Consider the following 25036-nt stretch of genomic DNA (forward strand, 5'->3'; position numbering starts at 1 on the left):
CAAATTCAGCACTTTGCACGCAGCTGCGCTTTACTGCGCAAGCATTGCATCGTTGTTTTCTTCCTCTGTCACCCCTGCGGGCGCGGTCGTCTGCTGCGGTTCTGCGGCAGCTGCATCGGTCTGTGCATCATTCGCAGCATCCGGGGCGGTCTGGGCATCGGTATCCGATGCCGCGGCATCCTCCTGCACCACGGTGCGCGGGTCCACATAGGGGTCCACCTCCAGCGTGCCGTCCTTCATGGCAAAGTAGGCGTTGGCGATATCCACCACCAGATCACCGGTGCGGGCACCGTAGCCGCCGTACTCCACCGTGATGCCGATGGCGATCTCCGGATTATCTGCCGGGAGATAGGCGATCATCATGGCGTTCAGGTAGTGCTTGCCCGATGCGTAGGTTTCACTGCGCTGGGGGGTGCCGGTCTTGCAGGCGATGGCAATGGGGTAGCTGGAGATCTTACCGCTGATGGTGCTGGGCACCAGTGTCATGCCCTGCCGCACCAGATCAAAGGTGTTGCCGTTGCCCTCGATGATATCCATCACCTCCGGCTGGGTCTCGCTGAGCACCTCGCCGGTGTTGGTATCCAGAATCGCCTTGACAAAGTGGGTGCGATAGCGCACACCGTTGTTGGCCAGCGTGGCGGCGTAGGTAGCCAGCTGGATGGGGCTTACCACCGTGTTGCCCTGACCGATAGCAGCCTGAATATCCAGCGAGGAGGTGTAGTTTTTATCCGTCTTTTTGGTCAGGCGTCCCACAGCCTCGTTGACCTCCACGCCGGTGCGCTGCCCAAGACCCAGCTTGTAGGCGTAGGCATCGTAGACGTCACTGGTCAGGCGGCGGCCCACGTCGTAGAAGAAGATGTTGCAGCTCCACTTGATGGCTGTGGCCACATCAATGTTACCGCTGTGGCCGTGGCGGGTGCAGCGGGGGTGGTAATCCTTATAATAGGTGTACACGCCGGTGCAGTTGACGGTGGAGTACTGGTTGATCAGGCCGCTGTCCAGCGCCGCCACTGCCACAGCAGGTTTAAAGGTGGAGCCGGGAGTGTACAGGCCTTGCAGCGCCCGGTTGAACAGGGGCAGACTGGGGTCAGCGCTGTACTCGGAATAGTTGGTGGCGTACAGGTTCTGATCAAAGCTGGGGTAGTTCGCAGCCGCCAGCACGCTGCCGTCCTTCACATCCAGCACCACCGCAGCACCGGCGGCGGCTTTCATATCGCCGGTGTTGTACACCCGGTTGATCATATCGATGTTATTGGCAAGGGCCTTGTCTACCGCCCGCTGAAAGTCGCTGTTGATGGTCAACTGCACGGTATGCCCCGGCTCCGGCACAGTGGTGATCTTGGTATCCACGATCACGCCGTCCGAATTGCGGGTGATAGTCTCCACACCGTCCTTGCCGCGCAGCTCGTCCTCGTACACGGATTCAAGGCCGGAGATGCCGATCACATCGTTCATGTTATAGCCTTTTTCCTTGAGCGGATAGGTCACCTGACCGTTTTCGTCGGTCACCTTCCACTTTTCGGCGGTGATCTTGCCCACACGCCCCAGCACAGCGGGGAGGATATCTCCCTGCTCGTAGCTGCGGGTGCTGGTCTCCACGATCTCCACACCCGGCAGCGTGAGGGAATGCTCCTTAATGGTAGCCACCGTCACCTGACTGACGTTTTCTGCCATGATGAAGTTGTTCACGTTGGAAAAGGCCTGCCGGTCCATCTCATAATGGATGCCCGCCAGCACCCGCTGCCACGGCAGGGAGAAGCTTTCCAGATGGTTCTTCTCTACCAGCATCTCCATCACATCGTTGGCGGTGGCGTACTGCTGCAAGCCCAGCGTCTCCTTCATGTCTGCCAGCGTTTTCTGGTCGCTGGTGCTGTCGGCGCTGTCCGTAAAGGTATAGTTGCCGGCGGCGTCCGGCTCACTGATGAGCAGGGTGTCCAGCCATTTTTCATCGTTTTGGCGCAAAAGCTCCACGATCTGCTGCAACATGGTGTCCAGATCCTGATCCCCCATCTGCAGCTTGTTCAGCACCACGTTATAGCCGGTGCTGGTGGTGGCGATGCGCTTGCCGGTGCTGTCCACGATATTGCCGCGCGCAGCGGTGACCGTGAACTTATAATCCGTGGTGGTGGTGGCTTTTGCCTTGAAGCTGTCTCCGTTGACCAGCTGCAAAAAAATCAGCCGGAAGGTATACAGCCCCATGATGATACAGGCTACTGCAATGAGCAGCAGCATCCGCCGCACCACGACCTTGCGTTCATTTTCGTTCATCTGGTTCTCCTTTTACGGGTTAGACCACACCGTTGTCGATTCCAAACCCGTCATGGATGCGCTGCACCAGCCAGAAGGCCAGCAGCGCCGCCGGGATGGTCAGCACTGCACTAGGCAGTACAAAGGCAATGTACCGCAGCGCAGCGCCGGCATAGCCCGGCATATAATAGAAAAACAGCCAGTCCAGCGAGAGTACCACCAGCGCCGTTGTGGTGCTTACTGCGGCAAAGTTGCCAAAGTTCACCTGTAAATACAGCTGCACCAGCACCGATACCCCAAAGCAGAGCAGCAGCAGTTCCAGCGCCAGCATACCCACCGTGCGCCCGGCGGCGTAGTCCCACAAAAGGCCGCCCACCGTGCCCAGCAGTGCCCCGGCAAACTCTCCCTCAAATACTGCCACCGCCAGACATAGCGGCAGCACCAGCAGCGGCTTTGCCTGCCCCAGCTGAAACAGCCCGGGCGTAGTCTGCAAAGCGGCGCACACAAACAGCGCCAGCACATAGCAGCCCCACTTCAGCAGCTGGCTGCGGCTGCGCTTGCGGCGAGATTCCATAGCAGTGTGCCCTCCTTAGTACGCAGTAATGATAAAAACGTGCTTGGCGGTGCGGGGGTCGGCACCGGGGCGCACCACCGCAATGGAGGATTTGCCGCTGGCCTCCGGCACCACGTCCTGCACTGTTCCCACCAGCAGATCCGGCGGGAACACCCCGCCCAGACCGGTGGTGATGACCTGATCGCCCGCACGGGTCTCGGTGCTGCGCTCCAGATTGGTCAGGGTGCACAGGCCATCCGCCGCATAGGTGGTATTGCCGTTCAGGATGCCGTTTTCCCGGGTGCGGGAGACCACGCCCGCCGCGTTGAAGCTGGGGTGCAGGATGGTCATCACCTTGCAGCTGGTCGGGTCGGCTTCCACCACCATGCCCAGCAGATAGCCCCGGTCACTGATGACCGCATCGTTCACCGCTACGCCATCTGCGGTGCCCTTGTCCAGCGTGAAGCCGCCGAACTCGTCCAGCGGGTCGCGGCCGATGACAAAGCCGGACACATAGGTGGCATTGCTGTTCTTTTCCTGAATGTTCGCCAACGCCTTGTAGGCATCGTTCTCGGCTTTGATGCGGTCGTAGTCCACCATCTGCTGGCGCAGCTCAGCGTTTTCCGCTTCCAGCTGCTCGTTCTGCTCCATGACTTCATCGATGCTGGTGTACTTTTCCCACACCGCACCCACGCCGCCGCCGACCACAGCCGCCGCCTTCTGGAAAGGGGTCAGGATCACGCCTAGCAGTTCCTGCGGAGCGGCGGTCAGGCGGCCGTTGGCTCCGGCGTAGGCCATGATGCCCACCAGAAACACCGCCACGGCCACAAGGATCTTAAATTTCCAGGTATCAAAAAAATCTTTCAAAGGGTCCTTCCCTCCTGTCGGGGTGCCTGCGCCCTACCGCAGGCCTTTGCATGAAAAAAGCGCGGACAGCCGTGCCATCCGCGCAAGATGCAGTGTTTGCAGCGGAAAAACGCACAGCTGCTGTGTCTGAAACTTTTCCGCATTGAAAGCAGTACTCTCCGCAGAGAGCCGCTCTTACATATGTCCTCCATCGGTGTCCAGCACATCATGCAGCACATCCACATGATCCAGCACCGCACCGGCACCCTTGGCCACGCAATCCAGCGGGTCATCCGCAATATGGACGTCAATGCCAGTCTCACTCTGGATCAGCTGATCCAGACCGCGCAGCAGAGCGCCGCCACCGGTCAGGGTGATGCCGCGGTCGATGATATCTGCGCTCAGTTCCGGCGGGGTGCGCTCCAGCGTCTCCTTGATGGCAGTGGTGATCTTGACCAGACACTCCAGCAGCGCGCCGCGCACATCCTCAGAGTGCACCACGATGTTCTTGGGCAGGCCGTCCACAAGGTTGCGACCCTTGATCTCCATGGTCAGCTCCGGGTCCAGCGCATAGGCAGAGCCGATCTCGATCTTGATCTGCTCGGCGGTGCGCTCACCGATGAGCAGGTTGTACTTGCGCTTAATGAAAGCAATGATGGCCTGATCGAACATATCACCGGCCATGCGCACACTGCGGGAAGCCACGATGCCGCCCAGAGAGATGACAGCGATCTCCGCCGTGCCGCCGCCGATATCCACGATCATGCTGCCGGTGGGCTCGCTGATGGGCAGGCCTGCACCGATGGCAGCAGCCATGGGCTCTTCAATGACAGACACCTGACGGGCACCGGCCTTCAGGGTAGCCTCGCGCACTGCGCGGCGCTCCACCTCGGTAACACCGGAGGGGATGCAGATGACCACCCGGGGACGGGAGAACATGCTGTTGCCGCAGGCCTTTTTGAGGAAGTTCTCCAGCATATTGGCCGTGATGTCGAAATCAGCGATGACGCCGTCCTTCAGGGGACGCACCGCCACGATACTGCCGGGGGTACGGCCGATGACAGCCTTTGCCTCGCCGCCCACGCAGCGCACTTCGTCGGTCTTGGTGTCCACCGCCACGACCGAGGGCTCGCGCATGATGATGCCCTTGCCCTTCATGTAGACCAGAGTATTAGCAGTACCCAGATCAATGCCAACGTCCTTTGACAGAAAACTCATTGTTCCAATTCTCCTTACGATCGTTCCTTAAATCTATCCCAGAATGCCGGACAGTCTGCGGTAAACAGACCCTCCTGCGCAGAATAACACGGTTCTATTATAGCCGCAAGTGCTTCATTTCTCAAGCGTTTCGGCAAGTTTTCTATCATTTTTCCATTTTTCTCACAAAAAATGCGCCAGCAGCTGTACGGTGCGGCTGACCGGCAGCCCCATAATGGTGTAGTAATCGCCCTCGATGCGGTCCAGCCACAGAGCCGCGCGCCCCTGAATGGCGTAGGCACCAGCCTTATCGTAGGGTTCCGGGGTGGCGGTGTAGAGTTCAATTTCCTCCTCCCCCAGCGGGAAAAAGGTCACCTTGCAGCTGTCCACAAAATGCTCTGCCCTGTCCCCTTTTGCAATGCACACACCGGTGTGCACCTGATGGGTCTTGCCGGAGAGGGCGCGCAGCATCCGCTTGGCATCCTCGGCATCGTGGGGCTTGCCGAACACGGTGCCGTCCACATCCACCACCGTGTCGCAGCCGATGACCACAGCATCCGGGTGCTGCTTTGCCACCGCGAGGCACTTACCGATAGCCAGCTGCTCTACCAGCTGCGCCGGGGTGGGGGCGGTAACAGCACTCTCGTCAAAATCGCTGACGCAGACGGTGAAATCAGTGGTGTACAGGGAGAGCAGTTCCCGTCTGCGGGGGCTGCCAGAGGCTAAGATCAGGTTATTTTTCTTCATTTTCTCCGTGTTCCCTTCTTTAGCGGCCGGTAGAGCCAAAGCCGCCCGCACCGCGCTGGGTGTCGCCCAGCTCCTCGGCGGGCACAAAGGCGGCGGTGTATACCGGAGCGATGCACAGCTGCGCCACCCGCTCTCCGGGCTGGATGGTATAAGCCTCGGCGCCCAGATTGACCATGGGCACCTTCAGCTCGCCGCGATAGTCGCTGTCCACCACGCCCACACCGTTGGCCATGCACAGGCCGTGCTTGATGGACAGGCCGCTGCGGGCGTACACCAGCGCCACGCTATGGGCACCCGGCAGCTCGATGGCAAGGCCGGTGGGCACCAGCACCCGCTGCATGGGGGCAACGGTCAGCGGTGCGTCCAGCACAGCGCACAGGTCGGCGGCAGCTGCGCCGGGGGTGGCATAGGCGGGCACCTTTGCCCGGGCATCCAGTACCTTATATTTTACAGTGATGGGTTCCATCGTATAACCTCGTTTCGTTTTTCTGTTTTTTTCACAGGCAAGGTTTGGGGCAATGCCGGTGGTTTTTTATCAGTTGGTTCCTTTAAAATACAAACCGCGGGTAAAATCGCCCTCAAAGGGGGCGTGGGTGCGGATGCTGTCCAGAATCTGCGCCGCCTCCTCGCGGGATTCCAGCGTAAAGTAGGCCACACCGTAGTCCACCGCCAGTGCGCCGGGCTTATCGCCCATGTAGATGGGCACCGGGTTATAGATGGTGCGCACCCCTAGGCCGCACCGCACCGGGAACTTTTTGGCCTTGCGGTCGGTCAGCACGCCGGTCTTGTCGCAGTGGGCACAGTCGTGGATATTTTGCAGCGGGCAGGCGCGGGTAAGCATCAGCGGCATATGACCGTAGATCATCACGCCGGTGGGTACAGGCTTACCGTTCCGGGTGGGCGCAATGGACGCAATATCGTTGTCTTTCACCTCCGGCAGGATGAGCAGGCTGGAAAGTCCCTGCTCTGCATAGAACTGTGCCGCCACGTTGTTGGTGATGTTCAGCCCGAAGCCGCCGGTCATAGGCAGCCCACGGCACAGCCGCAGGTGGGCGATGTTGCTGACCTCGTACCCGGCAAAGCCCGCGTCCTGCGTGGCTGCGATGCGGCGGGCGGTGTCCTGCTCCAGCGCACCGAACATGACCCGGGGCAGCTCCAGAAGGGTCTTTGCCCGCCATTCCCGGGGCACACGGTCGGCCTGCGCAATGGGCAGAATGAGATATTCCACCCCGTCAAGCGCCCGTTCCGGCACCTGCTCCCAGCGCTCGAACCGGGCGCGCAGGGTGCGGCGGGGCGGCAGAGTGCGCTGCGGCAGGGCGGCGACGTGCTCCTCAGTGGTAGGCCAGGGGCGCAGCACCTCCCGCTTTTTGAGCAGGGCATCCAGTGCTTCCCGGCGCAGCTCGTTCACGGCACTGCCGGGGATGAACCACGGCCCGCCGTCCATTTCCACGGTAATTTTCTCTGCCGCAAAGGGGGTGCCACCGGTCTTGGCCAAGCTGCGGTTCAGGCTCTCGGTGGGGTCGGTGCGGGCAGGCTGCGGCTCGGCATCCCCGTAGGCAAAGGCCTTGTTGCCGTCGGCATCGGTGACGGTCAGCTTTTCGCCGCCCTCTTCAATTTCCAGTTTCATCTGCACCGGCACGCGGGAGCGCTCGCGGCGGTAAAGCTCACGCAGCATGGGCAGGGTCTTTTTAGTCAGTTCGGCGTCGGCTTCGCTGCGCACACCGAACATGGTGCCGTCGATTTTGCCGTCCAGATAGCCAGAGGTGAAACCGGAGCGGCTGAAGGCGTTCTTCAGCAGGTCGCGGTCGTAGGCGCGGCCCTCGCGGCCTGCCAGACAAGCGCTGACCGCCGCCGCCACATACTCCGGCGTGCGCAGACGGCCCTCGATCTTTGCCGATGCTACGCCAAGCGCTTGCAGCTTGTCCAGCTTGTCGATGGCGGAGTTATCCTTGAGGGAGAGGTGATGCAACCGCCCGGGCTTGCCTTCCGGCAAGGCATTGGCCTCGAACGGTAGGCGGCAGGGGCCCGCACAGGAGCCGCGGTTGCCGCTGCGCCCGCCCAGAAAGGCGGACATATAGCACTGGCCGCTCACGCTCATGCACAGCGCACCGTGGATGAAGCACTCGGTCTCGATGCCGCAGTGCTTTGTGATGTGCTCCACCTCGGGCAGGCTCAGCTCACGCGCCAGCACCACCCGGGTAAAGCCCAGCTCCTTCAACTCCAGTGCACCTTGCAGGGTGTGGACGCTCATTTGGGTGGAGCCGTGCCGGGGCAGCTGCGGGGCAATTTTACCAATTAAAGTAGCCACTGCCAGATCCTGACAGATAACCGCATCCGCACCGCTGGCTGCTACCGCCCGGATAGCCTGTTCCAGCGCCGACAGTTCGGTGCCATACACAGTCGTATTCAGCGCAACGTGCACCGCCACGCCCCGGGCGTGGCAGAAGCGCACGGCTTCCTGCAGACTGTCTGCGTCAAAGTTGCCGGCACCCGTGCGGGCGTTAAAACCCGAAAAGCCCAGATATACCGCGTCTGCGCCGCTGAACACCGCCGCGCGGAGCATTTCTTCACTGCCCACCGGGGCTAAGATCTCGATCCTTGCCATAGTTCTCCTTCTGACTTCTATTTATATAAGGTACATTCAGTTGGTCTCGTCTGCCTGCGCACTGTCTGCCGCCGGGGCTTCCGGGGCGGGCTGCTCCTGTGCAGTCTCTGCCGCAGCGCGGGCGGCGCGCTCCTCCCGGCGGGTCTCGCGCTGGCGTTCTTTGGCCAGCTGTTCCCGCAGGGCAGCAGCTTCCCGGCGCAGCACGGCGTTTTCCGCCAGTGCCTTGTCCTCGGCCAGCTTTGCCCGGGCTGCATCTGCAATGTAGTCCTGAATCTGACTGCGCATATTCTCGGCGCTGCCGGTGCTCTTGCGGTATTCATCCAGATAATCCATCGCGCAGAACACCGCCGCCTTGGTCACCGAGAGGTTGTCGTTGGTGTCCAGCAGCTTTGTGATGTCCTCGTCCAGCTTTTTGGCAAGACCCAGGATGTATTTTTCCGAATCTGTGGTGGCGATGGCATACGGTGTGCCCGCGATGTTGACCCTTACCTTGTTTACCATGGTGTTTTCCCCTTTTTTATCCTGTATCTGTACGGCGCAAGGCCGTTTGTTCTGTTTTTTGCCGGGATTTGGTATCGTTCCCGGTAACGTTTCGGCGTTTGAAAACGTTTCGATGGAGTTTCCCGCCCCATTACTGCCGGAATTACTCCCCGAAAAACGTTTTGCTGCTCAGTTCTATCTTCTATTATAATATAAATACGCCGCAAGAAAAAGTGGAATTTTTGAAATTTCGGCATATTTGTCAGAAAGTGGCCTGAAAAAATAGCAGTTACGGAAAAAAAGCGCCTGTTTCCTTGCATTTATAAATCGTTCATATTATAATAACGGTGTTATGTTGGCAGCCGGGCGAAAGAGGGAACGTTTCTGCTGCTATTATCTACTCAATTATTTTAGCAAAGCAAACGCTTATGCGGATAGGAGCACACTATGACATCAAAAGAATTTGGCAAAATTCTTCAGGACAAGCTCACCAGTGAGTACGGTGTGGAGCTGAATGTTGCCTCCAACCAGCAGATCTACCGTTCTCTGGCTCTGATCTGCCGTCAGATGATGAGCGAGAACCACAAAAAGTTCCAGTCCAAGGCCATCGGCACCGGCACCAAGCAGGTCTACTACCTCTGCATGGAGTTTTTGATGGGCCGCAGCCTGAAGATGAGCCTGTTCAATCTGGGTCTGGACGAGGTTGCCAAGAAGGCACTGGCCGACGCCGACATCAATCTGGACAGCATTTTTGAAGAAGAGCCCGATGCAGGTCTGGGCAACGGCGGTCTGGGCCGTCTGGCAGCCTGCTATCTGGACGGCATGGCCACCACCGATATCTGCGGCACCGGCTACTCCATCCTGTACGAGTACGGCATCTTCAAGCAGAAGATCGTGGACGGCTGGCAGCAGGAGCGCGCCGACAACTGGCTGCCCGGCGGTCAGGTGTGGCTGAAGAGCCACCCGGATCAGGCTGTGGAGATCCGTTTTGACGGCGAGATCCACGAGAACTGGGACAACGGCTTCCACTACATCCAGCACACCAACTACAACAGCGTCATGGCCATCCCCTCCGATATGTATGTGCAGGGCTACGATGGAAAGGGCGTTGCAAAGCTGCGTCTGTGGCAGGCAAAGGCTCCGGACTTTGATATGTCCAGCTTCTCTCTGGGCAACTACAACACCGCTATGAGCAAGAACGCCAACGCCGAGCTCATCTCCAAGGTGCTGTACCCCAACGACAACCACGTTGAGGGCAAGATCCTGCGCCTGCGCCAGCAGTACTTCCTGTCCGCTGCTTCTATCGGTGACATCGTGCAGAACCATCTGTCCAGCTACGCTACGCTGGAGAACCTGCCCGACAAGGTCGCCATCCAGCTGAACGACACCCACCCCACTCTGGCTATCCCCGAGATGATGCGCATCCTGCTGGATGAGTGCGGCTTTGACTGGGACAAGGCTTTCAGCATCTGCCAGAAGGTGTTCTCCTACACCAACCACACCGTTATGGCCGAGGCTCTGGAAAAGTGGAACGTGGACATCTTCAAGATGACCCTGCCCCGCATCTACCAGATCGTGGTGGAGATGGACCGCCGCGCCCGCGAGGAGCTGGCAAAGGCCTTCCCCGGCGATCAGGGCAAGATCGACTACATGGCACTGATCGGCGACAATCAGGTGCGTATGGCCAATATCTGCGCCTACACCGCCAACAGCATCAACGGCGTTTCCAAGCTGCACAGCGAGATCATCAAGGAGAGCGTTTTCCACGATTACTACCTGTTCAAGCCCAACGCCTTCAAGAACGTGACCAACGGCATTGCATACCGCCGCTGGCTGCTGGCCTCTAACCCCGGCCTGTGCAAGCTGCTGGACGAGACCATCGGCGACGGCTACAAGCACGATGCTTCCGATCTGACCAAGCTGAACAAGTACGCCGACGACAAGACCGTGCTGAAGAAGCTGAACGAGATCAAGCTGGCCAACAAGAAGGATTTTGCCAGCTATCTGGCAAAGAGCACCGGTCAGGTGATCGATCCCAATTCCATCTTTGACTGCCAGGTCAAGCGTATGCACGAGTACAAGCGCCAGCACCTGAATGCGCTGAACATCGCTGCACAGTATCTGTACCTGAAGGAGAACCCCAACGCCGACTTCATCCCCAAGACCTACATCTTCGGCGCAAAGGCCGCTCCCGGCTACTACATGGCAAAGCAGATGATCCGCATGATCTGCAAGCTGGGCGATCTGATCAACAACGATCCCGCTGTGCGCGACAAGCTGCGCGTGGTCTATCTGGAGGAGTACTGCGTCTCCCTGAGCGAGCACCTGATGCCCGCTGCTGAGGTCTCTGAGCAGATCTCTCTGGCAGGCACCGAGGCTTCCGGTACCGGCAACATGAAGTTCATGCTGAACGGTGCCATCACGCTGGGCACTCTGGACGGTGCAAACGTGGAAATCGCCGATGCTGCCGGCAAGGAGAACGAGCTGATCTTCGGTATGCTGACCCCCGAGGTGAACAACCTGAAGCAGGTGGGCTACCACCCCAACGCCTTTATCATGGGCGACGATGTGGCCAACAGCGCCCTGAACTTCCTGGAGCGCGGCTGGAACGGCGAGAACTTCCACGAGGTCACCGAGAACCTGCGCAGCAGCGACCCGTACATGGTCATGGCCGACTTCAAGGACTACCGCCGTGCACAGGCCGACCTGCAGAAGCTGTATGCCGACCGCGAGACCTGGGCCCGCATGAGCCTGAAGAACATTGCCAACAGCGGTATCTTCAGCGCAGACCGCGCCGTGCTGGACTACGCCCGCGATATCTGGTACGCTTCCCCCGTGCCCATGGGCAAGTAATTTTCCTTGTAAAACCGCAAAGCCCCGGTGGCATTTCGCCCGCCGGGGCTTTTTTGAGAAAGGACGATTTTTTTGTCTTGTCTGTTCAACAGCTACGACCCCTACTTTAAGCAGCCCTTTGGTGCCGTGCGCGCCGGGCAGACTGTGCACCTGACCCTGTGCATCCCCGAGGAGCTGGGCTATGTGGACCCGCACCTTGTACTGCAAAAGGAGGGCAAATACGATGTGCCCGTGCACTACCGCATGAAATTTGACGGTCAGACACCCCATCAGAACCATTTTTCGGTGGACGTTATGCTGGGCGACCCGGGCTTATACTTTTATTACTTTGACCTGTATACTGACTTCCGCCGCATCGTGCGCGGGGCAGACAACTGCGGCGTTGTCAGCTGGCAGGAGGGCGAAAGCTGGCAGATCACGGTCTACGAGCCGGATTTCCAGACGCCGGAATGCATCAAGGGCAAGGTGTTCTACCAGATCTTCCCGGACCGGTTCTGCGAGGGCATTGAGAACAAGCCCATGCCCTTCCCGGACCGGCTGTATCAGGCCGATAAGCACGCCGAGCCCTTCTGGCAGCCCAACGAGACCGGCGGTCACCTGAACGAGGACTACTTCGGCGGCGATTTAGAGGGCATCCGCATCAAGCTCCCCTACCTGCGGGAGATGGGCGTGGATTATTTGTACCTGAACCCCATCTTTGAGGCACACTCCAACCACCGCTACAACACCGCCGACTACCTGAACGTGGACCCGCTGCTGGGTACCAACGAAGAGTTTGAGGTGCTCTGCCGCGAGGCCGCCAAGTACGGCATCGGCATCGTACTGGACGGTGTGTTCAGCCACACCGGCTCCGACAGCCGGTACTTCAACCGCGAGGGCCGCTACGGCGAGGGCGGCGCTTACCGCGACCCCAACTCCCCCTACCGCAGCTGGTACGATTTTGACCCCAAGTACAAGGGCGGCTACCGCAGCTGGTGGGGCTTCGAGACCCTGCCGGAGGTCAACGAGGAGACCCCCTCCTTTGTGGAGTTCATCACCGGCGAGGGCGGCGTCATCGACACATGGCTGCGCCGGGGTGCTGCCGGTTTCCGGCTGGATATGGCCGATGAGCTGCCGGACGCGTTCATCGAGAAGATCCGCACCGCTGTCAAGCGGGTAAGCCCGGAAAAGTTTTTACTGGGCGAGGTGTGGGAGGACGCCACCACCAAGTTCGGCTTTGACCACCGCCGCACCTACCTGCTGGGCAAGGGGCTGGACAGCGTGATGAACTACCCCTTCAAAAACTCCGTGCTGGATTTTGTCAAGGGCAAGCCTGCCCAGCAGGCCGCCAACGAGATCCTTTCCATCTGTGAGCACTACCCTGCCCCTGCCATCAACACGGCACTGAATTTCCTGTCCACCCACGACACCGAGCGCGCCCTGACTGTGATCGCGGACGAGCCCGCCAACGGACGCGGTCGGGAGTGGCAGAGCGGTCGCAGCGTGACCGGCGAAGCCTACGAGGAGGGGATGCTGCGCCTGCGCATGGCGTATGCCATCATCTACACCCTGCCCGGCGTACCCTGCCTGTACTACGGCGATGAGATCGGCATGCAGGGCTACCGCGACCCCTTCAACCGCGCCTTCTTCTGCTGGGACAGCCACGAGGAGCGGCTGCGCCCGGTGCTGGCACAGCTGGCGCAGCTGCGCCACAGCTGCGAAGCCTTCCGCACCGGTGAACTGCGGGTGCTGCGGGCTGAGGACGGCATCCTACACTACCAGCGCATCGGTAAGGCCGAAACTGCGGAAATCATCGTGAACCGCTCTGAACACATCATCGTGGAGCCGCTGGCTTCCGGCAAGCACACTGAGGTAAACCCCATGGGCTTTACCATCGTGGTGGAGGAAAACGGCCACAACCCCAACCACAGCTACTACGATATTCAGTAAATCAATTTTTCGGGACAGCGAAATACCTTTTGGGTGTTTTGCTGTCCCATTTTCATCCTTTTCTTTCCATTTTTGTCTATATTTTGTTTTCTGTGCAACGTTCCAGTAAAAAACTCTTGACCTTCCCCTAAGGGGATGCCGTATAATAGCAGCATAAGGAGGTAACATACCATGCAGATCTCCCCTATTCTCTGGCTGGCTGCAGCCGTGGGCTTTCTGGCACTGGAGGCCAGCACCTTTAATATGACCTCCATCTGGTTTGCCATCGGCTCTGCCGCCGCATTGCTGTGCTGCGTGTTCACCGGGTCGTTCCGGGTGCAGGCGGTGGTCTTTCTGGTGGTAAGCATCTTGTGCCTTGCAGCCTTCCGCCCGCTGGCGGCAAAGCTGCGGCTCAAACATACCGCCACAAACGGCGACCGCAATCTGGGACGGGAGGCCATCGTGCTCTCCCCTGTCACTGCCGAGATCCCCGGCCGGGTGCGGCTGGACGGCGTGGACTGGAACGCCCGCTGCGCCACCCCCGGCGACACCCTTGGCCCCGGTGCGCTTTGCCGCGTTACCGAGATCCACAGCACCCTGCTCATCGTAGAGCCTGTTCTGACCGAAAGCCGTAACCCCCACACAACAACCTGACAAAGGAGATGTATTATGGTTCTGTTTTTTGTCATCCTTGCGCTTGTTTTTGTTCTGGTGCTGGTCATTGTTTCCAACATCGTCATCGTGCCGCAGTCCAAGGTATATGTCATTGAGCGGCTGGGCAGCTACTCCGATACATGGACTGCCGGCCTGCACGTCAAGATTCCCTTTATTGAGCGCATTGCCAAAAAGGTAAGCCTGAAGGAGCAGGTTGCAGACTTCCCCCCTCAGCCTGTAATCACCCGCGATAACGTGACTATGCAGATCGACACCGTGGTGTTCTTTCAGGTCATGGACGCAAAGCTGTACACCTACGGTGTCAACCAGCCCATTGCCGCCATCGAGAGCCTTTCTGCCACCACCCTGCGCAACATCATTGGTGAGATGGAGCTGGATCACACCCTGACCAGCCGCGATGTCATCAACGGCAAGATCACCGCCATCCTTGACGAAGCCACTGACAAGTGGGGCATCAAGGTGAACCGCGTGGAGGTGAAGAACATCATCCCGCCGCGGGAAATTCAGGAAGCCATGGAAAAGCAGATGAAAGCTGAGCGCGAGAAGCGCGCCGTCATCCTGAAAGCAGACGGTGAAAAGCAGGCCGCCATCACCGCCGCAGAAGGCGAAAAGGAAGCCGCCATTCTGCGCGCCGATGCTGTGAAGCAGCAGCGCATTCTGGAGGCCGAGGGCGAAGCACAGGCCATTCTGGCTGTGCAGAAGGCCAACGCCGATGCCATCCGTCTGCTGAACGAGGCCATGCCCAGCGACAAGGTGCTGGCTATCCGCAGCCTTGAAGCGCTGGCGAAGGTTGCCAACGGCAAGGCCACCAAGATCATCATCCCCTCTGAGCTGCAGAATCTGGGCGGCGTTGTGCCCAGCATCAAGGAATTGATGACCGACCCGAAGGACGCTGAATAAGCACCCGCTTATCCACAAACAGTAAAACAGCTCCCGGTCACGTCAGCGGCGTGACCGGGAGCTGTTCTTTTGCTATCTATTCAGGGAGATCACTTCTCCCCTTTTTCCTCATTCTGCTGTTCTTCCTGCTCGCGGCGCAGTTCCTTAATGCGCTTTTTCTCGCTCTGGACGTGGGGCCACGGCCAGGAAAAGCCCTCGTTCTGCTTGCACCAGCGGGTAAGGGGGTAGAAGGCAAAGGCCAAGCCAAAAATGTACAGCAGAGCGTACAGCAGCGCATCCAGTGTGATCAGAGCATCCAGTGCACCGATCACCGCCACAACACAGCCCGCCTTTAAAAAGAACTGGCCGTTCTGGCGGCAGTATTCCTCAAAGTTTTCGGCCTTGACCGCCCTGCGCCCCTGATCGCCCCACACGCGGGGATTTTTCATTACCGAAAAACCGTAAAAGGCCATCATCAGGCCAAGGGTAAGCTGAAAGCCAAAAAACATGGGTCATACCTCGTTTTTATCAGAATCAGTCCTCAAACAGGGGCTTCATAAAGGGCAAAAAGTCCAGCGTTGCAAAGTAATCGCGGGGGGTCTGGGCGCGGCGGATCAACCGGTGAGAGCCATCCTCGCACAGCAGCACCTCGGCGCAGTGCAGCTTGCCGTTGTAGTTGTAGCCCATAGCAGAGCCGTGGGCACCGGTATCGTGGATGTAAAGGATATCCCCGATGTCGATCTTGGGCAGCATCCGGTCAACGGCAAACTTGTCGTTGTTCTCGCACAGACCGCCCACCACGTCGTACTTGTGGTCGCAGGGCTCGTTCTCCTTGCCCAGCACGGTGATGTGGTGATAAGCGCCGTACATAGCGGGGCGCATCAGGTTTGCAGCGCAGGCGTCCAGACCGATGTACTCCTTATAGATGTGCTTTTCGTGGATGACGGTGGACACCAGTGCACCGTAGGGGCCGGTGGTAAAGCGGCCCATCTCGGTGAAGATGGCCACATCGCCCATACCAGCGGGCACAAGGATCTCTTCAAACTTCTGGCGCACGCCCTCGCCGATGGCCATGATGTCGTTCTCGGTCTGCTCCGGGCGGTAAGGGATGCCTACGCCGCCGGACAGGTTGATGTAGCTGATATGCGCACCGGTAGCCTGCTGCACCCGGACAGCCAGCTGGAACAGGATGGCTGCCAGCTCCGGGTAGTAGGCGTCCGAGATGGTGTTGGAGGCAAGGAACGCATGGATGCCGAACTGCTTTGCGCCCTTCTGCATCAACTTTTTGTAGCTGTCGATCATCTGCTGCTCGGTCATGCCGTACTTAGCATCACCGGGCTTGTCCATGACCTGAAAGCCCTCTTCGCTCTCGCCCAGCTGGAAGGTTCCGCCGGGGTTATAGCGGCAGAAGATCTCCTGCGGCACACCGGCCACCCGCTCCAGAAACTCCACCATGGTGGCATCGTCCAGATTGATGTAGGCGCCCAGCTCGTAGGCCTTCTTCATATCCTCCACGGGGGTCTGGTTGGAGGAGAACATGATATCGTGGCCGGTAAAGCCGCAGACCTCGCTGAGCATCAGCTCGGTCAGGGAGGAGCAATCCACACCACAGCCCTCCTCCTTGAGGATCTGCAGGATGACAGGGTTCGGCAGCGCCTTGACCGCAAAATACTCCTTGAAGCCCTTGTTCCAGCTAAAGGCCTTGTTGATGCGGCGGACATTCTCCCGGATGCCCTTTTCGTCGTAGACATGGAACGGCGTGGGCACATCTTCGATGATCTGCTGTGCCATCGCCTCGGTCAGAAACGGTTTCTTTTCCATAATAACATCCCTCTCGTTTTGCGCAGCCCGGCATATTCCGGCCTGCGATCTATCCCATGCGGCCCAGTGCCGCAGTTCAAGCTGTTACAGTTTCAGGTTCTCCCGGGTGGGGGTAAAGGTGGGGATCATAGCCGCCAGCTGGCGCACCACGCCCTCATCGTTGTGGGCAGCAGCGGCTTCCAGCGCCTGCAGCTGCTCGTAGAACTCGGCCAGATCAATGGTGCGGGGGCTTGCCACAAAGATCTTGTTGTGCTGGGTGCGGCGCATCTTGTCCTGCTCCTCGTCCATCATCAGCTCTTCGTAAAGCTTTTCACCGGGGCGCAGGCCCACGATCTTGATCTCCATATTCACGCCCGGTTCGTAGCCGTAAAAGCGGATGAGCTGCTTGGCCAAGTCCATAATGCGCACCGGCTCGCCCATATCCAGCACATAGATGTTGCCGCTCTCTGCCAGTGCACCCGCCTGCAGCACCAGCTGGGCTGCTTCCGGGATGGTCATAAAGTAGCGCACGATGTTGGGGTCGGTCAGGGTGACCGGCCCGCCCTTTTTGATCTGGGCTTCAAACAGCGGGATAACGCTGCCGTGGCTGCCCAGCACGTTGCCAAACCGCACCGCCACGCACTTCATGTCCGTGTTGCCCGCAAAGGTCTGGATAAGCATTTCGCAGATGCGCTTGGTGCAGCCCATGACGCTGGTGGGATTCACGGCCTTATCGGTGGAAAGCTGCACAAAGCGCTCCACCCCGTGCTCGCTGGCGCTGACCAGCAGGTTTTTGGTGCCCAGCACGTTGTTTTTTACAGCCTCGGCGGGGCTTACCTCCATCAGCGGGACGTGCTTGTGCGCCGCAGCATGGAACACCACCGTGGGGTGGTAGGTATCAAAAACCTCGTCCAGACGCTTTTTATCCCGGATAGAGCCGATAAGCACCGTGACCGGGATATCGCGCCCGTACTTCTGCTGCAATTCCATCAGCAGCTCGTAAGCGCAGTTTTCGTAGATATCAAAAATAAGCAGCTTGCCGGGCTTGAAGCGCATGACCTGACGGCACAGCTCGCTGCCGATAGAGCCGCCGCCGCCCGTTACCAGCACCGTTTTGCCGGTAAGGTAGCCGGATATTTTGTCGGTATCCAGCGTGACCTCCTCGCGGGAGAGGAAGTCGGCAGGGTTCAGTTCGCGGAACACCTCCTGCTGGGGTGCGCCGCTGCCCACCAGCTGCGGGTCGCTGAGCACCTGCACCGCGCAGTGGGTGCTGACGCACAGGTCGATGACATGGCTCAGCTTGCTGCCCTTTAAGGTAGGGATGGCAATGATGATGCTGTGGATGCCGTAGCGCGTGCACAACTCCGGGATATCCTCCAGCGTACCCTTGACCGGTACGCCGTGGATGGTCTGGTTCAGCTTTGCGGGGTCATCGTCCACCGCCACCACGGCGTGACCGTATTCCTTGTTGGATTTGCACACGTTGATGGCCCATGCACCGGCTTCGCCCGCGCCCACGATCATTACAGGGCGGTTGGGGTCTTTGGCGGGCACCTTGCGCAGCTGCTCACCCAGCGGGTGGTTCAAAAACAGCCGCCAAGCCAGACGGCTGCCGCCGATAAACAAAAAGATGAGCACCGAGGCCATGCAGTTTGCGGAATTGAACAGCACACCGTGGATAAGGCAGCGGTTCACCACATACACCACGGCGGTGGGCACGGCGATCATCCCGGCAAGGCGGATCAGATCCCGCTCGCCGGCGTACTTCCACAGCACCGAGTACAGCCCGCCTGCCAGAAAGCAGACGATATACACCGCCACGATCCACGGCAGATTTTCGTACAGCAGGGCGCGGTTGTGGGGCCACCACACGGCCTCCACGGCACCGTCTGCCCGCAGCAGCAGGGCAAAATAAAAGCTGAATGCCACAATGGCTGCATCCATCAGCACCAGCAGCGCACGGCGCAGCAGCACCTGCGGGGTATTCTTGGTTTTATCTTTCACTTACGATCCTCTTTTTTCCTCTCAGCGCCAAGGGTTTGCCCTGCGCTGCTTTTTCGGCAGTGTTCCCCGGCAATGCCGGAAGGATACAACTACACGTTTGTATTATACTCACAATCCCCGCCTGTGTCCAGAAAATTTACGTTTTTATCACTTTCCCCTGTTTTTCCCGGTCTTTGTCTGCCGCAGCAGCGCCCACACTTCCTCCCAAAGCCCCAGCGGCAGCGCCGCCAGTAAATACACGATGGCCGTCACCGTACCGCCCGCCGTCAGCACGGCAAGCTGCCCCGACAATCCCTGTACCGGAAAAGCTGCCAGCGCACGTCGCACGCCACGCCCGGCTGCACCGGCGGCAGCCGCCGCCAGCAGCGGCGCACCCAGCCACCGCCGGAAAGCGTGCCCTGTGCCGCTGGAAAGCAGCAGCCGCCCGGTGTTTGCTGCGCAGGTGTAAAAACTGGAAAGCAGGATGACTGCCAGAAAGCCCCGCATCCCGTACCGGGGCAGCAGCACCGCCACCCCGCCAATGCGCAGCACCGCGTCCCACACGCTGTAACGGAAGGCGGCCTTCTGCTCCCCGATGCCCTTCATGGCACCGTCCACCATGCTTTCCAGATACATCAGCGGCATAGCCGGGGCAAGGGTCTCCAGATAGAACCCCGCCTCCGGGCTATGGTAGAGCAGCTGCGCCAGCGGCCTGCCCCACACCCAGAACAGCGTACCCGCCAGCGCGGAGAAGTACCCCGTGAGCCGCAGCATCCGGTCCAGCAATGCATTCAACCGGGCGGTCTGCCCCTCGATATGCGCCTGCGTGATCTCCGGCATCAGCAAAACTGCCAGACTGCCCAGCAGCCCGAAGGGGAAATTGAGCAGTGGCAGCGCCATGCCCTTTAAGGTGCCGTACTGCTCCAGTGCAGCGGTGCGCCCGCCGGAAGCCGCCAGATACACCGCAAGGCAGGCGGGCACCAGCATATTCTCGGCGGTGTGCAGCGCGCTGGAAAGCGCCCTGCCGCCCTCCACCGGCCATAATATCTCCCACAGCCGCCGGGACACCTCCCTTGGCGGGCACGGCGCTGTGCTGCCGAAGCAGCGTGCCGCCTCCCGCCGGTAAAACAATGCCATCAGGGCGGTGGATACAGCCTCGCTCAGGGCGGTGGCAGCCAGCACCAGCGCACAGCGGCTGCCGTCCGGCCAGCCCTGCGTGCGGGAAAGCGCCCATACCACCGCGGCAATACGCACCGTCTGCTCTGCCAGCTGGCTGAGCACGTTGGGCTCTACCCGCCGCCGCGCCAGAAAAAAGCCGCGCAGCACCGCAGAGACAGCCATCCACGGCAGCCCCAGCGCCGAGGTGCGCAGCGCAGCAGCGGCGCGGATATCCCCCAGCCACCATTTTGCCGCAAGGCCTGCGGTGGCAAGCTGAGCGACCATGGCAAGCCCACCCAGCCCCAGCCCCGCCAGTACAAGCCGCACCAGCATCCCGCGCGCAGCGGCCTTGTCCCGGCTAAGCTCCTCGGTCAGCAGCCGGGTAGCCGCCACCGAGATGCCCGCTGTGGCCAGCGTGACGAACAGCCCGTACACCGCCAGCACCAGCTGGTACAGCCCCATACCCGCCCCGCCCAAGGCGTTTGCCAGCCAGATGCGCAGCCCCATGCCTGCCAACCGCAGCACCACGTCCGAACCGGTAAGCAGCGCCGCATTTTTAAAGTAGTTCTGCCGCACCCTGCACCTCCCCCTGCCCCGGAACGGGCGTTCACGGTTCAGCCTATGCGGCAGCTTTGCAAAACATGAGCGGCGCTATGGGTTGTTTCTGCGCACTTTTTATGGTATAGTTAACAGTGGTCAGGCAGGGCGCAAGCTCCCTGCCTGTATTTTGAGCAAGGAGGAAGCGCACCGCCCGGGTCCTGCCCCTGCCGTGCGCGACAAAGAGAATGAGCGAAGAATGTACCCATGACTGCTCCAATTGCAGTGCAGCCTGTTCTTCCCGCGATGCCGCTCCGCAGCACGATGCCCCCAACCCTAACAGCAGTGTGAAAAAGGTCATCGGCGTTGTTTCCGGCAAGGGCGGCGTGGGCAAAAGCATGACCAGCGCCCTGCTGGCCTGTGCCATGGCCCGCCGCGGCTACCACTGCGGCATTCTGGATGCCGATATCACCGGCCCGTCCATCCCCAAGCTGTTCGGCATTCATGGCCGTGCCATGGCGGACGATAAGGGATGCTGGCCTATCCAGAGCCGCATGGGCATTGATGTGATGAGCATCAACCTGCTGGTGGAAAACGAGGAAGACCCCGTTGTGTGGCGCGGCCCGGTCATTGCCGGCGCGGTCAAGCAGTTCTGGACCGATGTGGTCTGGAAGGACGTGGATTTCCTGTTCGTGGATATGCCCCCGGGCACCGGTGATGTGCCCCTGACCGTGTTCCAGAGCCTGCCGGTGGATGGCATCGTTGTGGTGGCAAGCCCGCAGGAGCTGGTAAGCATGATTGTGGCAAAGGCCGTGAACATGGCCGAGATGATGAAGGTGCCCATGCTGGGCATCGTGGAGAACATGAGCTACATCGTCTGCCCGGACTGCGGCAAGCACATCAATGTGTTTGGCAACAGCCATGTGGACGAGGTGGCCGCAAAGCATCATCTGCCTGTGCTGGCCAAGTGCCCCATCGACCCCAAGCTGGCAGAGCTTTCCGATGCCGGTATGATCGAGACCTATGGCGGCGAATTTTTGGAAGGTGCCGCAGACGCCTGCGAAAAGCTGCTGAAGAAGTAATGCACCCTGCCCTGTGCCCGTTGTGACACAGGGCTTTTTGCTTAGATAAGCCCGCTGCCGTGCAAAAGACATTCTTTTCTGTGCAGCTTTGGGGCGGCAGCGCACTTTAAAAAACAAGGTTCGCGGCGCATTCCGGCTTTTAATTTTCGTTTTGTGAAGCAGCTGTGACTTTTTATCTGTTTTTTTAAACAAATTCTGCTTTTTGCTATTGTAAAACCCACCGCAAAGCTTTATAATAATAAAGTAAGCATTGCCCGCTTGTGCGGGCGTGCCGTGCAAGCATGGAGAACCGGAAGCGCCCGGCATCTGCAAGGATATACCCGCTGTGCGGCGGGCAAAGGCATTTCCGCTTTTTCAAATTTATAGAGTAATTGGGAAAAGGAGTATTCTATTATGCTGACGAATGAATACCTGAAGCGTGTTTACGAGGGTCTGGAAAAGCGCAACGCCAACGAGCCCGAGTTTTTGCAGGCTGTGCGCGAGGTGCTGGAGAGCATCCAGCCCGTTGTGGAAAAGCACCCCGAGTACGAGAAGGCCGGTCTGATCGAGCGCCTGGTGGAGCCGGAGCGCATCATCACCTTCCGTGTGCCTTGGGTGGACGATGCCGGTAAGGTGCAGGTGAACCGCGGCTACCGCGTGCAGTTCAACAGCGCCATCGGCCCCTACAAGGGTGGCCTGCGCTTCCATCCCTCTGTCAATCAGGGCATCCTGAAGTTCCTGGGCTTTGAGCAGACCTTCAAGAACAGCCTGACCACCCTGCCCATGGGCGGCGGCAAGGGCGGCTCTGACTTTGACCCCCACGGCAAGAGCGACATGGAAGTGATGCGCTTCTGCCAGAGCTTTATGACCGAGCTGTACCGCCACATCGGCCAGTTCGTAGACTGCCCCGCCGGTGATATCGGCGTCGGCGGCCGCGAGGTCGGCTATATGTTCGGCCAGTACAAGCGCCTGACCAACAGCTTCCAGGGCGGTATGCTCACCGGCAAGGGCCTGACCTTCGGCGGTTCTCTGGCCCGTACCGAGGCTACCGGCTACGGCCTGTGCTACTTCACCGCCGAGGCTCTGAAGTGCATGCGCAACGACAGCCTCCAGGGCAAGACCGTGGTCATCTCCGGCTCCGGCAACGTGGCCATCTACGCCTGCGAAAAGGCGACCCAGATGGGCGCCAAGGTGGTTACCATGTCCGACTCCAACGGCTACGTCTACGACCCCAACGGCATCGATCTGGCTTACGTCAAAGATCTGAAGGAAGTGCGCCGCGGCCGTATCAAGGAGTACGCCGAGACCCACGAGGGTGTAACCTATGTGGCTGATTGCAGCAAGGTTTGGACTGTCCCCTGCGACATCGCCCTGCCCTGCGCTACCCAGAACGAGATCAACAAGGAGTCTGCCGAGGCTCTGGTAAAGGGCGGCTGCACCGTGGTCTGCGAGGGCGCTAACATGCCCAGCACCCCGGAGGCTATCGAGGTCTACCTGTCCAACGGCATCCTGTACGGACCCGCAAAGGCTTCCAACGCAGGCGGCGTGGCTACCTCCGGTCTGGAGATGAGCCAGAACTCCGAGCGCCTGAGCTGGAGCTTTGAGGAAGTGGATGCCAAGCTGAAGGGCATCATGGAGGGCATCTTCCACGCTTCCTACGATGCTTCTGTGGCTGCTGGTTCTGAGGGCAACCTGATGGTCGGTGCAAACTGCGCCGGCTTCCTGAAGGTTGCTACCGCCATGATGGCACAGGGCATCACCTACTAAGTCATACTGCATCGTCCAAGAGCCGCGCCCGCAGGGGTGCGGCTCTTTTTTGGTATAACCCCGCCCCGCTCTGCCCACACTGGCAGTATCTTATGGCAGAAAGGGAGTTTTGTATGGACGAGCAGATGTTTTGTTTTCAGTGTGAGCAGGCGGCGGGCTGCACCGCCTGCACCGGCGCAGCGGGGGTGTGTGGCAAGTCGGCCGAGACAGCCGCCGCACAGGACCGGCTCACCGGGGCGCTCATCGCGTTTGCCGGGCAGCTCATCGCGGCGGGGCGCGGCCCGGCCCCGGAACAGGCCCGGCTGCTGATGCAGGGGCTGTTCACCACCATTACCAACGTGAACTTTGACCCCGCCGCCGTGGACGCGCTGATCCGCCGGGTGCACGACGCCAGCCCCGGCACCGGCCCGGACTACGACATGCAGGCCCTCTGGCGGGAACCGGATGCCGACCGGCGCAGCCTGAAATGCTTTGTGCTGTTCAGCCTGCGGGGCATGGCCGCCTACAACTACCACGCCCGGGTGCTGGGCCGCATCGACCCGGAGCTGGACCGGTTCTTCTGTACCGCCCTGCAGGCCGTGGGCGACCCCGGCCAGACCACCGACGCCCTGTGGCAGCTGGTGCAGGCCACAGGAGAAGCCAGCTACCGCTGCATGGAGCTGCTGGACGCGGCCAACACCGGCGCGTTTGGCGATCCGGAACCGGTGCAGGTGCCTCTGACCATTGAAAAGGGGCCGTTCATCGTGATTTCCGGCCACGACCTCTACGACGCACAGCAGCTGCTGGAACAGACTGCAGGCCGGGGCGTCAACGTCTACACCCACTCGGAGATGCTGCCCGCCCACGGCTACCCGGAGCTGAAGCGCCGCTACCCCCACCTCAAGGGCAACTTTGGCACCGCATGGCAGAACCAGCAGCGGGAGTTCGAGGACATCCCCGCGCCCATCCTGTTCACCACCAACTGCATCATGCCCCTGCGCGCCAGCTACGCCGACCGGGTGTTCACCACCTCGGTGGTGGCTTACCCCGGCGTGCCCCACATCGACGAAGGGCGCGACTTTTCCCCGGTGATCGAAAAGGCGCTGGAGCTGGGCGGCTACGCGCAGGACACCCTGCTGCCCGGCCTGAACGGCGGCTCCACGGTGACCACCGGTTTTGCCCGCACCGCCGTGCTGCAGCACGCGGACGAGATCGTGCAGGCGGTGCGGGACGGTAAGCTGCGGCACTTCTTTCTGGTGGGCGGCTGCGACGGTACCCGGCCCAGCCGCCGCTACTACACCGAGTTTGCCCGCCTTACCCCGCCCGACACCATCCTGCTGACCCTGGCCTGCGGCAAGTTCCGCCTGAACGACCTGCCCCTTGGCACCGTGCCGGGCACCGGCCTGCCCCGCATCCTGGACGTGGGCCAGTGCAACGACGCCTACAGCGCCATCCGCATCGCATTGGCGCTGGCCGACGCCTTTGGCTGCGGCGTCAACGACCTGCCCCTCTCGCTGGTGCTGTGCTGGTTTGAGCAGAAGGCCGTGTGCATCCTCATCGCGCTGCTGGCGCTGGGCATCCGGAACATCCGGCTGGGGCCTACCCTGCCCCCGTTCCTCTCGCCGGGGGTGGTGCGCACCCTGCAGGAACGGTACGGCCTCAAGCCCATTGCCACCCCGGAAGCCGACCTGCAGGCCATTCTGGGCGGGTGAGGTTTTGTTTGTATGCCGCGCACAGCTGCGGGGGCTCGCGGCGTTTCGC

Annotated in this window: 19 protein-coding genes; 7 read left to right on the plus strand and 12 right to left on the minus strand. The window is 60.2% G+C overall.

All coding sequences use genetic code 11. The features are described from left to right. Window positions 1-30 precede the first annotated feature (30 nt). The 8 genes from DXB44_RS00620 to DXB44_RS00655 all read right to left on the minus strand — a co-directional run bounded on the left by DXB44_RS00620 (window position 31) and on the right by DXB44_RS00655 (window position 8696). On the minus strand, window positions 31-2268 hold the full coding sequence (locus tag DXB44_RS00620) for a penicillin-binding transpeptidase domain-containing protein (RefSeq protein ID WP_118657369.1): 2238 nt from the start codon (window positions 2266-2268) through the stop codon (window positions 31-33). Between the two features lie 19 nt (window positions 2269-2287). Next, complete coding sequence (mreD, locus tag DXB44_RS00625; protein ID WP_118657370.1) at window positions 2288-2821, minus strand: rod shape-determining protein MreD; 534 nt, start codon at window positions 2819-2821, stop codon at window positions 2288-2290. A 15-nt stretch (window positions 2822-2836) separates the two neighbouring features. Beyond that, entirely contained in the window at window positions 2837-3667 is an 831-nt protein-coding gene (mreC, locus tag DXB44_RS00630) for a rod shape-determining protein MreC (RefSeq protein WP_118657371.1), read from the minus strand. Window positions 3668-3841: 174 nt separating this feature from the next. Beyond that, a complete protein-coding gene (locus DXB44_RS00635; protein ID WP_118657372.1) occupies window positions 3842-4864 on the minus strand; it encodes a rod shape-determining protein in 1023 nt (340 codons plus the stop codon). A 162-nt stretch (window positions 4865-5026) separates the two neighbouring features. Beyond that, window positions 5027-5590 carry a Maf family protein gene (locus DXB44_RS00640; RefSeq protein ID WP_118657373.1) on the minus strand — a complete coding sequence of 188 codons (564 nt, stop codon included), beginning with the start codon at window positions 5588-5590 and terminating at the stop codon, window positions 5027-5029. A 19-nt stretch (window positions 5591-5609) separates the two neighbouring features. Continuing rightward, on the minus strand, window positions 5610-6056 hold the full coding sequence (gene dut / locus DXB44_RS00645; protein ID WP_055185030.1) for a dUTP diphosphatase: 447 nt from the start codon (window positions 6054-6056) through the stop codon (window positions 5610-5612). Window positions 6057-6125: 69 nt separating this feature from the next. Beyond that, the gene (locus DXB44_RS00650) at window positions 6126-8195 is read right to left on the minus strand and encodes a U32 family peptidase (protein WP_118657374.1); all 2070 of its coding nucleotides are present in this window, start codon (window positions 8193-8195) and stop codon (window positions 6126-6128) included. A gap of 36 nt (window positions 8196-8231) precedes the next feature. Beyond that, window positions 8232-8696: a cell division protein ZapA gene (locus tag DXB44_RS00655; protein ID WP_055185026.1), complete on the minus strand. Its 465-nt coding sequence runs from the start codon at window positions 8694-8696 to the stop codon at window positions 8232-8234. Window positions 8697-9122: 426 nt separating this feature from the next. Between DXB44_RS00655 and DXB44_RS00660 the strand changes: the two genes are divergently transcribed. From DXB44_RS00660 to DXB44_RS00680, 4 genes are all read left to right on the plus strand, one after another. Continuing rightward, the gene (locus DXB44_RS00660; RefSeq protein WP_118657375.1) at window positions 9123-11528 is read left to right on the plus strand and encodes a glycogen/starch/alpha-glucan phosphorylase; all 2406 of its coding nucleotides are present in this window, start codon (window positions 9123-9125) and stop codon (window positions 11526-11528) included. A gap of 72 nt (window positions 11529-11600) precedes the next feature. Then, window positions 11601-13457: a glycoside hydrolase family 13 protein gene (locus DXB44_RS00665; RefSeq protein ID WP_118657376.1), complete on the plus strand. Its 1857-nt coding sequence runs from the start codon at window positions 11601-11603 to the stop codon at window positions 13455-13457. 171 nt (window positions 13458-13628) lie between these two features. Next, the gene (locus DXB44_RS00675) at window positions 13629-14090 is read left to right on the plus strand and encodes an NfeD family protein (RefSeq protein ID WP_118657378.1); all 462 of its coding nucleotides are present in this window, start codon (window positions 13629-13631) and stop codon (window positions 14088-14090) included. Between the two features lie 15 nt (window positions 14091-14105). Beyond that, a complete protein-coding gene (locus DXB44_RS00680; protein WP_005923470.1) occupies window positions 14106-15011 on the plus strand; it encodes an SPFH domain-containing protein in 906 nt (301 codons plus the stop codon). Between the two features lie 89 nt (window positions 15012-15100). Here DXB44_RS00680 and DXB44_RS00685 read toward each other — a convergent pair whose 3' ends face one another. From DXB44_RS00685 to DXB44_RS00700, 4 genes are all read right to left on the minus strand, one after another. Next, a complete protein-coding gene (locus tag DXB44_RS00685) occupies window positions 15101-15499 on the minus strand; it encodes a hypothetical protein (protein WP_118657379.1) in 399 nt (132 codons plus the stop codon). Between the two features lie 25 nt (window positions 15500-15524). Further along, the gene (locus DXB44_RS00690; RefSeq protein ID WP_055185017.1) at window positions 15525-16811 is read right to left on the minus strand and encodes a diaminopimelate decarboxylase; all 1287 of its coding nucleotides are present in this window, start codon (window positions 16809-16811) and stop codon (window positions 15525-15527) included. Window positions 16812-16895: 84 nt separating this feature from the next. Further along, the gene (locus DXB44_RS00695; RefSeq protein ID WP_118657380.1) at window positions 16896-18794 is read right to left on the minus strand and encodes a nucleoside-diphosphate sugar epimerase/dehydratase; all 1899 of its coding nucleotides are present in this window, start codon (window positions 18792-18794) and stop codon (window positions 16896-16898) included. A gap of 147 nt (window positions 18795-18941) precedes the next feature. Beyond that, on the minus strand, window positions 18942-20507 hold the full coding sequence (locus DXB44_RS00700) for an oligosaccharide flippase family protein (RefSeq protein WP_118657381.1): 1566 nt from the start codon (window positions 20505-20507) through the stop codon (window positions 18942-18944). Between the two features lie 209 nt (window positions 20508-20716). Between DXB44_RS00700 and DXB44_RS00705 the strand changes: the two genes are divergently transcribed. The 3 genes from DXB44_RS00705 to hcp all read left to right on the plus strand — a co-directional run bounded on the left by DXB44_RS00705 (window position 20717) and on the right by hcp (window position 24987). Further along, complete coding sequence (locus DXB44_RS00705; protein WP_015537868.1) at window positions 20717-21550, plus strand: Mrp/NBP35 family ATP-binding protein; 834 nt, start codon at window positions 20717-20719, stop codon at window positions 21548-21550. Between the two features lie 393 nt (window positions 21551-21943). Then, entirely contained in the window at window positions 21944-23296 is a 1353-nt protein-coding gene (gene gdhA, locus DXB44_RS00710; RefSeq protein WP_118657382.1) for an NADP-specific glutamate dehydrogenase, read from the plus strand. 113 nt (window positions 23297-23409) lie between these two features. Further along, the gene (gene hcp / locus DXB44_RS00715) at window positions 23410-24987 is read left to right on the plus strand and encodes a hydroxylamine reductase (protein ID WP_118657383.1); all 1578 of its coding nucleotides are present in this window, start codon (window positions 23410-23412) and stop codon (window positions 24985-24987) included. The last annotated feature ends 49 nt before the right edge of the window (window positions 24988-25036 follow it).

Source organism: Faecalibacterium sp. OM04-11BH (assembly GCF_003482185.1).
GTDB classification, from domain to species: domain Bacteria; phylum Bacillota; class Clostridia; order Oscillospirales; family Ruminococcaceae; genus Faecalibacterium; species Faecalibacterium tardum.